This window comes from Flavobacterium sp., from assembly GCF_031537875.1.
Lineage (GTDB): Bacteria > Bacteroidota > Bacteroidia > Flavobacteriales > Flavobacteriaceae > Flavobacterium.
Window position 1 is genome coordinate 282,412 of sequence record NZ_JAVKNB010000010.1, and the last position, 12,542, is coordinate 294,953.

Annotated in this window: 8 protein-coding genes and 1 pseudogene; 1 reads left to right on the forward strand and 8 read right to left on the reverse strand. The window is 34.4% G+C overall.

Going from position 1 to position 12,542, the window contains the following annotated elements; genetic code table 11:
- Positions 1-26 precede the first annotated feature (26 nt).
- From RMR09_RS06470 to RMR09_RS06505, 8 genes and pseudogenes are all read right to left on the reverse strand, one after another.
- Positions 27-488, reverse strand: coding sequence for an META domain-containing protein (locus RMR09_RS06470; protein ID WP_310594980.1), 462 nt, complete (start codon positions 486-488; stop codon positions 27-29).
- Between the two features lie 62 nt (positions 489-550).
- Complete coding sequence (locus RMR09_RS06475; RefSeq protein ID WP_310594981.1) at positions 551-1,372, reverse strand: DUF4249 domain-containing protein; 822 nt, start codon at positions 1,370-1,372, stop codon at positions 551-553.
- 5 nt (positions 1,373-1,377) lie between these two features.
- Positions 1,378-3,759, reverse strand: a complete 2,382-nt coding sequence (locus RMR09_RS06480) for a TonB-dependent receptor (RefSeq protein WP_310594982.1) — start codon at positions 3,757-3,759, stop codon at positions 1,378-1,380.
- 128 nt (positions 3,760-3,887) lie between these two features.
- A complete protein-coding gene (locus tag RMR09_RS06485; RefSeq protein WP_310594983.1) occupies positions 3,888-6,110 on the reverse strand; it encodes an NADP-dependent isocitrate dehydrogenase in 2,223 nt (740 codons plus the stop codon).
- Between the two features lie 266 nt (positions 6,111-6,376).
- Positions 6,377-6,727 carry a 50S ribosomal protein L19 gene (rplS, locus tag RMR09_RS06490; RefSeq protein WP_310594984.1) on the reverse strand — a complete coding sequence of 117 codons (351 nt, stop codon included), beginning with the start codon at positions 6,725-6,727 and terminating at the stop codon, positions 6,377-6,379.
- Positions 6,728-6,853: 126 nt separating this feature from the next.
- Positions 6,854-7,531 (reverse strand): tRNA (guanosine(37)-N1)-methyltransferase TrmD, encoded by a 678-nt coding sequence (gene trmD / locus RMR09_RS06495; RefSeq protein WP_310594985.1) that lies wholly within the window; start codon positions 7,529-7,531, stop codon positions 6,854-6,856.
- A 93-nt stretch (positions 7,532-7,624) separates the two neighbouring features.
- A complete protein-coding gene (locus RMR09_RS06500) occupies positions 7,625-9,889 on the reverse strand; it encodes a T9SS type B sorting domain-containing protein (protein WP_310594986.1) in 2,265 nt (754 codons plus the stop codon).
- Between the two features lie 190 nt (positions 9,890-10,079).
- A pseudogene (locus RMR09_RS06505) lies at positions 10,080-10,172 on the reverse strand (tRNA (guanosine(37)-N1)-methyltransferase TrmD); the annotation flags it as partial.
- Between the two features lie 188 nt (positions 10,173-10,360).
- Between RMR09_RS06505 and RMR09_RS06510 the strand changes: the two are divergent.
- On the forward strand, positions 10,361-12,493 hold the full coding sequence (locus RMR09_RS06510; protein WP_310594987.1) for a M3 family metallopeptidase: 2,133 nt from the start codon (positions 10,361-10,363) through the stop codon (positions 12,491-12,493).
- Positions 12,494-12,542: the final 49 nt, after the last annotated feature.

Sequence of the window (12,542 nt, forward strand, 5' to 3'; positions counted from 1 at the left end):
TAGTGCTGTAAATGTACTAAAATTATCTATTTTTCTAATTCAAATTGAGCAACAACTATATCGTCTTTAAGTAATATAAATTTAGTCGAGTCAATTACAATGTATTTACTTGTATTGGATAGGATAGAAAGAAAAGCATCTTCTAATTTCATGGTTTCAAAGCAGTACATTTTAGTAGAAACACTATTTGAAAACGAGATATAATTATCTTTTAATTGGAACTTTCCAATAATTTGATTGCAACCTGCTTTTGATTCAAAACTACTTGTAGAGGAATTAAGTTTTAAATAGAAATCGGTTGGGTTGCCAGTTATTGATTCGCTATTAATTAATGTTATTTTCCATGTTTTATTAGTAATATCCAAAGATATAGCTCCTCCTGAATTAGAAATACTTTTTGTTTCCGTATTTTTAATTGAAGTAGGTTCGCAGGAGGAAATTGTTAGAATAGTAAAAAATGGAATTACTAAAGATTTTGGGTTCATCATTGGGATAAGATTTAGGGTAATGAATGTATTAAATGGTTATAAAATTTTAAAAAAATAGCGGTTTATTGGACTACATAATTAACTGTATCGTATTCGCTTAGCGAGAAATATCCTAAAGGAAAGTTATCAGGTTGTGTTGTGTTAATTATGTTGCCTCTAATAGTTGCAGGAGGTGATTGAAAAGGGCCTCCGCCATTGTTACCTGCAATATTTACTAATATACTCATGTAGTTATAATACGTTTTAGAAATTCCATAATGGCTGATTTCAATTCGGTCACCTGCTTTTACATCTTTATTTCGTGAAAGACTAAAAAAGGGATTCCCATTAAAGAATACATCTTCGTCAACGTAAAAATTCGATTTTACTTGAGTGGAATACGTATAACGATACAGGTAGTAGTTTGTCTCAGCAGCAGGATCAATAAAGTGCGTTTTAAGTTCGATATCTTTTCCTGAAAATCCACCTTGGTTGTTCTGTTCTACATTTGTGATAGGAGCTACAGATTTCAAGGTTTCATTTGCCGTATACGTATTTCCATTATTAATTACGGTCAAGGTATAATTTTCTCCAATTACGGGAACAAAGTTTGAACATCTATATTCGCCTGTATTGGGTACTTCTGTAAAAGTAAAAGTAGTATTGGCGCTATTTTTTATAAAAACAGTGGCACCTAAAACCTTAATTGGAGTATCGCTATAAAAACTAGTTGTGGTACTTAATTTTATTTTTTGAGCACTTCCTGTAGTTCCTTTTTTCCACACAATTGAAGCCTCAATGACTAATTTTGGTGGTGCGGTTTCTAAGTTTAACGGAATCACTTCTTCGCAACTAAAAAACAAGAAGCTCAATATAAAAACTGAAAAGAAATATATTTTTTTCATGATACTTAAAATTTGAAATTATAGCTTACTGCAGGAACCATTCCGAAGATGGAAGTTTTGACCGCTTCATTAGTTCCCGTTTGACTATTTTGTCTGAAATTAATAGCTGCCGCATTTTTTCTGTTGTACAAATTGTAGATACTAAAAACCCATTCACCTTTCCAATTGCGGTTGTTGTTTTTTCTTGGTGTTAATGTGGCTGAAATATCCAAATGATGATAAGCAGGCAAGCGATTTTCGTTTCGAAGTCCATAACTAGGAACAGTGATGCCTAGGTATTGGTACTGACCATTAGGATAGGTTATAGGTTGGCCAGTTTGCAAACTAAAATTGGCTCCAAAAGACCATTTTTCATTCAATAAATACGAACTTGTTACAGATAAATTATGCGTTTTATCATACGCTGAATTGTACCATTGCCCGTTATTTATTCCGCTTTCTGTAGTGGTTCTTCCCGGAGTTTGTTGCTGTGATTTTGATAAAGTATAGGAAATCCATCCGTTGAGACGTCCTTCATTTTTCTTTATCATGACTTCTAGACCGTACGACCTCATTTGTCCATTAAGTATTACTTGTTCCAAAGCATTATTAGCAATTAAATCGGCTCCATCTATGTAGTCAATTCGATTTTGTACTTTTTTGTAATACCCTTCGACTTCTAAAGAATAGTTGTCATTTGTAAAATTTTTGAAATAGCCTATTGCCACTTGGTCTGCAATTTGAGGTTTGATGTATGCGTCGCTTGGTGTCCAAACATCTAATGGAGTAGGAGATGATGTGTTAGAAATCAGCTGAAGGTATTGCACCATACGGTTATAACTCGCTTTGATGGATTGTTTTTCATTTAATTGGTAAGCCAAAGAAAAACGGGGTTCTAGATAATTGTAACTTTTTAATACCTCATTTTTTTGAAAAGTTTGCGTTCCAATTGGAGTTGCTTTTTCATAAATCTGCATATTAGTATTGAAAGTCACAGGATTGTTGTTTGCATAAATGTTCACATTGGATTGTCCCAAACGATAAAACAAGCTGTATCGTAATCCATAAGAAATAGAAAATTTCTTAGACAGTTCTTGATCAGCATTGATATAAACCGCTGGCTCGAAAGCATATTTTTTATCCAATTGCGAAAAGTTTATTCCTGAAGTAGCACTTGAGGGCTTTATGATACCCGGATTGAAATCATAATAGATTGCATTAAGTCCGTAATTTAATTTGAATCGGTCTGAAATGTAATTTTTGAAATCGTATTTGATATTGTAATTTTTGATTCCTGAATCCCATTGGAATCCTACAAAATTCAAATCAAGTCCATAATAGTAATCGGAATAAATCATGGATAAATTGGAGAATAGTTTATCTGAGAATAAATGATTCCAACGTAAGTTAAGTGTTGAGTTTCCATAAATATTAGTAAAACTATTAGCTAAACTAAACACATCGCGACCAAAATAGCCTGATAAATACAAATTATTATTAGGGTTGATCTGATAACTCATTTTAGTATTCAAATCATAAAAGTAGGCCGCATTATTTTTTTGGTCTTTAGACAATTTCATGAATAAATGGGCATACGAACTTCGTCCTCCAATTAAGAAAGAGCCTCTGTTCTTTACTAAAGGTCCTTCTAATAATAAACGACTTGAAATTAATCCGATTCCTCCATTAGCATGAAATTCTTTGCTACTACCGTCTTTTTGGTAAATGTCCAAAACAGAAGAAGCTCTTCCTCCAAAACGAGCGGGAATACCACCTTTATACAATTTTAAATCTTTAATAGCATCCGGATTGAAAACAGAGAAAAAACCAAATACATGAGATGAATTAAATATGGTGGCTTCGTCCAACAAAATTAAGTTTTGATCAGCACCACCGCCGCGTACATTGAATCCAGAAGCGCCTTCGCCTGCATTTGTAACTCCTGGTAGTAGTAAAATGGATTTTAAAACATCTACTTCTCCTAAAACTACGGGCATTCTTTTAATAGCTGAGATGGAAAGTTTGTTGACACTCATTTCGGGTTTACGAATATCGGTTCGGGTTTTAGTATCGGTAATAATAACCTCCTTTAATGTGTTTTCATTGGTTATTAATTTGAAATTTGTCTTGGTATTCTGGTTTAATTGCAATTTATCTTCAAGAGTTTGATAACCCATATAGCTGATTCGAATGCTATAATTGCCCTTAGGAATAGTTATCGAATAAAAGCCATACTCATTTGTGGTTACTCCAGTCTTTAGTTCAGGAATAAAGAGATTGACCCCAATTAATGTTTCATTGCTATTGTTATCGCTAATAGTTCCGCTAAGGGTAAATTTTTCTTGGGCTGAAGCCAAAATTCCACTCAGCAGAAGTAAACAAAATAAAAAATATTTTTTTGAAATCATGGTTTTGTTTTTCAATAGTAATTGGTGCAAATTTCATTAAAAGTTGTGAGAAAATTTCCAAACAAACGTTAAAAATAAAAAGGCAACTAAAATAGTTGCCTTTTTAAATTATAATTTAGGAGTTGGTGTTAAGCAATCTTTGCTAAAATAGCATTGAATGTTTCACTTGGTCTCATTGCTTTACTTGTTAATTCAGGATTAGGCTGGTAGTAACCACCAATAGTTTGTGGTTTTCCTTGTGCGCCAATTAGTTCTGAATTGATTTTATCTTCATTTTCGATGAAAGCTTTTGCAATTGGAGAGAAAGTAGCTTTCAAATCCACCTCTTTATCTTGTGCAGCTAATGCCTCTGCCCAATACATAGTTAAGTAGAAATGAGAACCACGGTTGTCAATTTGACCTACTTTACGTGCTGGTGATTTATCGTTAGCTAAGAATTTTTCAGTAGCTACATCCAAAGTTTCAGCTAATACTAATGCTTTTGGATTATTTAATGTTTGACTTAAATGCTCTAAAGAAGCACCCAATGCTAAAAATTCTCCAAGAGAATCCCAACGCAAGTAGCCTTCTTGTGTGAATTGCTCTACGTGTTTTGGAGCCGAACCACCTGCACCTGTTTCAAACAAACCTCCACCATTCATTAAAGGAACGATAGATAACATTTTAGCAGAAGTTCCTACTTCTAATATTGGAAATAAATCAGTTAAATAATCACGTAAAACGTTTCCTGTAACTGAGATAGTGTCCAATCCTTTTACGATTCTTTCTAAAGTTGCTTTAGTAGCAGCAATTGGAGATAGAATTTGAATGTCTAAACCAGTGGTGTCGTGATCTTTTAGATATTTTTGAACTTTTACGATCAATTCTCTATCATGCGCTCTATTTTCGTCTAACCAAAAAATAGCAGGTGTGTTTGATAGACGCGCTCTGTTTACGGCTAGTTTAACCCAGTCTTGAATTGGAGCATCTTTGGCTTGACACATTCTAAAAATGTCTTTAGCTTCAACTGCTTGTTCCATTAATACATTTCCGTTGGTATCCACTACACGAACTACTCCGTCTGCTTGGATTTGGAACGTTTTATCATGAGAACCATATTCTTCCGCTTTTTGAGCCATCAAACCTACGTTAGGCACACTTCCCATTGTAGTTGGATCGAAAGCTCCATTTTGTTTACAAAAATCGATAGTAGCGGTATAAACACCAGCATAACAACGATCTGGAATAATAGCTACAGTATCTTGTTGTTTTCCAGCTGCATTCCACATTTGACCTGAAGTACGAATCATAGCTGGCATAGAAGCATCTACAATTACATCAGAAGGAACGTGAAGGTTGGTAATTCCTCTTTCAGAGTTAACCATGGCTAAAGCGGGTCCGTTTTCAATGGCTTGATTGATGGCAGCTTCTACCTCAGCTTGTTTTGCATTTCCAGCAATTTTTGCATAAACATCACCTAAACCATTTCTAGTATCGATATTTAATTCAGCAAATAAAGCAGCATATTTTTCAAAAACGTCTTTGAAATACACTTCTACGATGGCGCCAAAGATAATTGGGTCTGACACTTTCATCATTGTTGCTTTCAAGTGAACAGAAAGTAAAATCCCTTGTTCTTTAGCTTCTTTGATTGTTTTGGCTACAAAAGATTTTAATGCATTTAAGTTCATTACAGAACTGTCAATGATTTCTCCTGCTTTAAGCGGTGTGCTTGCTTTTAAAACGGAAGTGCTTCCGTCTTTTCCAACGAATTCTATTTTCACGTCAGTAGCATCGGCAACAGTAACTGATTTTTCACTTCCGTAAAAATCACCCGTTTCCATTGAAGCTACATGTGTTTTTGAAGTGGATGACCAAGCTCCCATAGAGTGTGGGTTAGCTTTGGCGTAATTTTTTACTGCTTTTGGTGCTCTACGGTCGGAGTTTCCTTCACGTAAAACTGGATTTACAGCCGAACCTAAAATTTTAGCATATTTTGCTTTTACATTTTTCTCTTCCTCAGTTTGAGGTTCTTCAGGAAAGTTAGGTAAAGCATAACCGTGAGATTGTAATTCAGCAATGGCGGCTTTCAATTGTGGAACTGAAGCAGAAACGTTTGGTAATTTAATAATGTTCGCTTCAGGTGTTGTAGCTAATTGACCTAATTCAGCTAAAGCATCTCCTGTTTTTTGGTTATCTGCCAAATATTCAGGGAAATTAGCTAAAATTCTTCCTGCTAAGGAAATGTCTCTTGTTTCAATTTCAATATCGGATGTTCCAGTGAAAGCTTGAACGATCGGTAAAAAAGAATAAGTTGCTAACAAAGGGGCTTCGTCTGTAAGCGTGTAAAAAATTTTGGATTTCTGTGCCATTGTTTTATTTTTAAAATCGAATCTATTTATGGTTTTGCTACTCAAACGTTTGAGTTCGTTTTTTTAGCGGGGCAAATATATGAAAATCAGATGTAAAAACGATTCGGATTAGTTGATAAAAGCGAATATTTTTAGGGATTGAACACCTTATTTCTAAATTGTGATTTTTAAGGGGGTAAAATTCCTAATTTGTAAATTTTAGCCTCTATAATTAGCAAAAAAAAGTCCCAACATTGTTGGGACTTTTATGATTAAGAGATAGTATATTATCTTCTTTTATCTTTAATTTTTGCTTTTTTACCAGTAAGTTCTCTGAAGTAGAAAATTCTAGCTCTACGTACAGCACCTTTCTTATTGATTTCAATTTTTTGCAAAGCTGGTAAGTTAACTGGGAAGATACGCTCTACTCCAATAGCTCCAGACATTTTACGGATGGTAAAAGTTTCTGTAGTTCCAGAACCTCTTCTTTGAATAACCACTCCTTTAAAGAACTGAGTTCTTGTTTTTTCACCCTCTTTAATTTCGTAGTACACAGTGATAGTGTCACCAGCTCCGAATTCAGGGAAATCTTTTCTTGTTACAAATTCGTCTTTAACGAATTTCATTAAATCTGCCATGATAATTTTAATTATGGTTTAATATAGAGCAACATTCACGGTTCTCGCCAGAGGTTGATCTAATGCGGCTGCGAAATTAATTATAAATTTTGAATTTTGAATAAAAAATCGAAAAAAAATAAAATACTACTCTTCCAATAAGTCAGGACGACGATTTTTAGTGTGTTCGTAGGCCATATCTTCGCGCCATTTGTCAATTTTAGCAAAGTTACCGCTAGTTAAAACTTCTGGGACTTTCCATCCTTTATAGTCGGCAGGACGTGTGTATATTGGTCCTGACAATAAACCATCTTGAAAGCTGTCGGTCAAGGCAGAGGTTTCGTCACTTAAAACTCCAGGAATTAACCGAATTAAAGCATCGGATAAAACTAATGCGCCTAATTCGCCACCACTTAGGACATAATCGCCAATAGAAATTTCTTTGGTAATAAAATGATCTCTCACTCGCTGATCGACACCTTTATAATGTCCACACAAAATAATAATATTTTCGTACATGGACATGGTATTGGCCATTTTCTGATTCAATGTTTCTCCGTCAGGCGACATATAGATAATCTCGTCATATTCTCTCTCTCTTTTCAAATGGGTAATACAAGCGTCGATAGGTTGTACGGTCATCACCATTCCAGCTCCTCCTCCAAAAGGGTAATCATCTACACTTTTTTGTTTGTTAGTAGTGTAATCACGTAAGTTGTGAATGTGAACTTCTACCAAACCTTTGTCGATGGCACGTTTCATAATTGAGGCTTCAAAAGGGCTTCGTAATAATTCAGGAAGTACGGTGATAATATCTATACGCATTATAAAGTCTGCAAAGTTGTAAAGAGGCAAAGGTACAAAGTTTAAAATCAAATCCTAAATGGTTTTTATTTGATTATCACTCTATCTATTGTCTTATCTTTTTAATGAAAAATGAGATCTAAATTCTTTTTCAATATCATTTTCTCGAAAGATTACATGAAACCAATAATCACTAGAAGGTAAAGGCTGACCGTTGAAAGTACCGTCCCATCCTAAAGATGCCCCGCTCATTTCTTTAATTAATTTACCAAAACGATCAAAAATGAAAATTTTTGAATTGGGTTGATTACTTAGACCAATTATATTCCAATATTCATGATAAGAATCTCCGTTTGGAGTAAAGTAATGAGGGTAATTAATTAAAATCACTTTTAATTTTTCAGTTGTGCAACCCTTTGTGTCATCCACAGTAATTAGATGCTCACCGGGACTTACATTTTCAAAAATTGGACTTGTTTGTATTGATTCATTATCCAATTGATAATTCAATTCACCTAATCCACCACTCGCAATTATTTTAATCGATTGTGTATCCTGAAAAGCTTCCGAAAAGGTATATCTAATAGTAATAGGAGTATTGATTAATGTAACTAGAATCAATTTTGAAGTTGAGAAACAACCTGTATTGATATCTTTTGCTATGATTGAATAATTGCCTGGTGTATCCACGGTTAAACTTTCGGAGGTTTCGTTCAATACTATGCCATCTTTGAACCATTCAAATGTGTGTGACAATTTATCTAAATTGGATTCAATAGTGTAGGAGGAATTTGTATTTGTTACCGAGTTAAAACAAATTACCCCATCTATGGGATTAGGTCGTGGCAAAGAATTTACAGTAACGGTCAAACTCGTTGAGGAAGCACATTCTCCGGTACTTGGCGTAAAAGTATAAGTTGTGGTTTTGGTGTTGTCCAAAGCAGGCGACCAAGTTCCCGTTATTCCATTAGTCGATTTGGTTGGCAAAGCTGCTAAAGTTGCGCTTTCACAAATGGAGGAAACCGGATTGAAATTAGGTGTTACTTTCGGATTCACGCTCACGGTCAAACTGGCTGTAGCTGAACATTGTCCCGTACTTGGCGTAAAGGTATAGGTAGTAGTTTTAGTGTTGTCCAAAGCAGGCGACCAAGTTCCCGTTATTCCATTAGTCGATGTGGTTGGCAATGCTGTTAAAGTGCCGCCTTCGCAAATGGTGGAAACTGGATTGAAATTAGGCGTTGCTTGCGGATTCACGGTCACGGTCAAACTCGCTGTAGTTGCACATTTTCCCGTACTTGGCGTAAAGGTATAGGTAGTAGTTTTGGTGTTGTCCAAAGCAGGCGACCAAGTTCCCGTTATTCCATTAGTCGATTTGGTTGGTAAATCTGCTAAAGTTGTACCTTCACAAATGGCTGAAACTGGGTTGAAATTAGGTGTTACTTTCGGATTCACGGTCACGGTCAAACTGGCTGTAGCTGCACATTGTCCCGTACTTGGCGTAAAGGTATAGGTAGTAGTTTTAGTGTTGTCCAAAGCAGGCGACCAACTTCCTGTTATTCCATTAGTTGATGAAGTTGGCAAAGCTGTTAAAGTTGTGCCTTCGCAAATGGTGGAAACTGGATTGAAAGTCGGAGTAATCATTGAAGTACTTCCATTTTCGGCAGAACTCGCAGTGTCAAAAATTGTAAAATTGAGAGTACAGGTTGTCGTGCCTACTGTTTTTGTGTCTAAATTGATGGGTAATAAACTAGTAGATAATCCAGAAACATTTATGGCGAAAAGTTGATTTTCTCCACAAGAAGTATTAACAGTACTTAGTCCAAAAATTTGCGAACCGGAGGGGAAATCTAATATTTCTTTAGAATTATTTAAATTAGCAAGATCTATTTCAATAAGTTTAAAAGATTTTGTTGCCATTAATAGTTTTCCTTTATGAAAAATTAAATCGCCTGAACTTTCCCATTGTGATGGTAAGTTACCAACAACCGAAAAAGTGTTGGTTACAGGGTCAAATTTTTCAATTCTATTGTCAGAAGCCGCATATATAAAACCATCTTGACTTGAGGTTAATGCAGTAACAAGATTCCCTTGAAAAGAACCTAATGGGATACACGAACTACTTGAGTTAAATCCAGTTTTAAAAAGCTGTTGCCCCATTCCAGGGAAATTTGTACCGTCTATAAAGTAAATTTCATTATTCAAAAAAGCTATAGAAAACGCTTTAACATTAGAACAACTTGCGATAGGTGTACTAGAGCAATTTGTGGGGTTCACTTCCCTAATTTGACCGTTAGAATCTACCGAAATAAAATTTTTAGGATTTTGAGATAAGAGTAGATTTGAGATAAATACAATAAATAGAAATAGTTTATTTTTCATAAAGTTTGTAAACTAGGGCTGATTTACAATTTGTTATTTCAATACAATATTAATAAAAAGAAATAGAAGTACATAATTCTTGTCAATAAGTTAAAAAAGAATCGCTTCAATTGCGTGAGGGAAGGAAGTGGCATCCTTTTTAGATCGTCGATCCACGCGAGACCGCCTAAAAAGATATAATGGACAGCCCGACCGGGCTTTTGTCGATGGCACGTTTCATAATTGAGGCTTCAAAAGGGCTTCGTAATAATTCAGGAAGTACGGTGATAATATCTATATGCATTGTAAAGTCTGCAAAGTTGTAAAGAGGCAAAGGTACAAAGTTTAAAGTATTTTTATTATTTGTGAAAAGATATGTTTTGTTGATTATCCAAATATTTTAAAACTAGGAACTATAATTTTTTTCATTTCACTTTTCAAAGTGTTTTTTTTGACTACTTTTATCTCCTTAATATATCTAACTAGTTAATTATGAAAAATATATCAAAAGTAGTTGTGGCAGGTGTAATGGTTTTAGGATTTGCTTCTTTTCCAATACAAAGGCTAAATGCACAAAATAAACCTATTGAAATGACAAATCCACTTTTTCAACAAAGCACGCTACAGTATCAAGCACCTCCTTTTAATTTAATTAAAGATGAACATTTTAAACCTGCTTTTGAAAGAGGTATTAAACTTCAAGAAAAAGAGATTCAAGATATTGTCAACAACCCCGCTGCACCCACTTTTCAAAATACTTTATTGGCATTAGAAATTAGTGGTGCTGATTTAGGTAGAGCAACAGGAATTTTTTACAACCTAACAAGTTCGAATACCAATCCTACTTTACAAGCAATTGAAGCAGAATATGCTCCCATTTTTTCGGCACATAATGATAAAATATTCATGAATAGCCAACTCTATAATAGAATAAAATCTATCAATAGTAAGACTTTAAAAGGAGAGGATGAGAAATTGAAGCAATATTATTTGCAACAATTCGAGTTGGCTGGTGCTAATTTATCTCCTGCGGATAAAGAAAAAATGAAAAAAATCAACGAGGAGTTGGCAAGCTTAAGTACGCTTTTTAGCAATAAATTACTTTTAGCTCGAAAAAACGGAGCGGTTTTACTAGACAATATAACTGATTTAGAAGGTTTAAGTACAGATGAAATTGCTGCTGCAAAAGACAAAGCAAAAGCTGCTGGATATGAAGGCAAATATCTTATTGGATTGTCAAATACAACACAACAGCCTTTATTGTCAAGTCTTAAAAACAGAGCAACAAGAGAAAAAATATATAAATCTTCTTGGAATCGCGCCGAAAAAAATGATGAAGGAGATACGAGAGAAGTTCTAGAAAAGTTGGCTAGGTTGCGTTTGCAAAAAGGGCAGTTAATGGGTAAAAAAAGTTTCGCAGAATGGAAACTACAAGACCAAATGGCTCAAACACCAGAGGCTGCTATGGATTTGTTAGCTAAAATTGCAACCCCAGCAGTGGCAAAAGCACAAGAAGAAGCCAAAGAAATTCAGGATTTAATAGATGCTCAACAAGGTGAATTTAAATTAGCACCTTGGGATTGGAATTTTTATTCTGAGCAAGTAAGAAAAGCAAAATATGATTTAGACGAAAGTAAAATAAAACCCTATTTTGAAGTGAATACGGTTTTAGAAAAAGGAGTCTTTTTTGCTGCCAAAGGGATGTATGGAATAACATTCAAAGAACGAAATGATTTACCTGTTTATAATCCAGATGTAAAAGTATATGAGGTTTTTGATAATGATGGAAAATCGATGGCAATATATTATTTGGATTTTTATACTAGAGATAATAAAAGTGGAGGAGCTTGGATGAATAATTTTGTTAATCAGTCTCATTATTTAAAACAAAAACCAGTAATTGTAAATGTTTACAATTTTGCTAAACCAGTTAACGGAAATCCTTCCTTAATTAGTTTTGATAATGTAACTACTATGTTTCACGAATTCGGACATACTTTGCATGGACTTTTTGCCAATCAAAAATATACGAGTCTTTCGGGAACTTCAGTGCCTCGTGATTATGTAGAATTTCCTTCTCAAATAAATGAACACGCCGCATTAGTTCCTGCGATATTAAAAAATTATGCAATTCATTACGATACAAAAGAAGTTATACCACAAGAATTAATTGATAAAATTAAAAAAGCAGAAACTTTTAATAAAGGGTATAGAATTACTGAATTACTAGCAGCTTCAACCATAGATTTGGTTTGGCATAGTGTGGAAAAAGAATCCGATTTTAAGCCAGCATTAGTTTTTGAAAATGAAGCACTACAAAAATACGGACTTCTAATAAATGAAGTCCCTACCAGATACCACACTCCTTATTTTGCTCATATTTGGGGCGGAGGATATTCAGCTGGGTATTATGCATATACTTGGTCCAAAACATTAGATTATAATGCATTTGATTGGATGGAAGCAAATGGAGGGATGAATAGAGCCAATTGTGAGCGTTTTAGAAAATACATTCTATCTGTTGGTAATAGTGTAGATTTAAAAAAGGCATTCCAAGAGTTTGTTGGTCATGATATGCAAATTGAGCCTTATTTGAGAATTTCAGGATTATCGACTAAGAAATAACTTGATGCTACATAAAAAAAAATAACCTTCAATTGAAGGTTATTTTTTT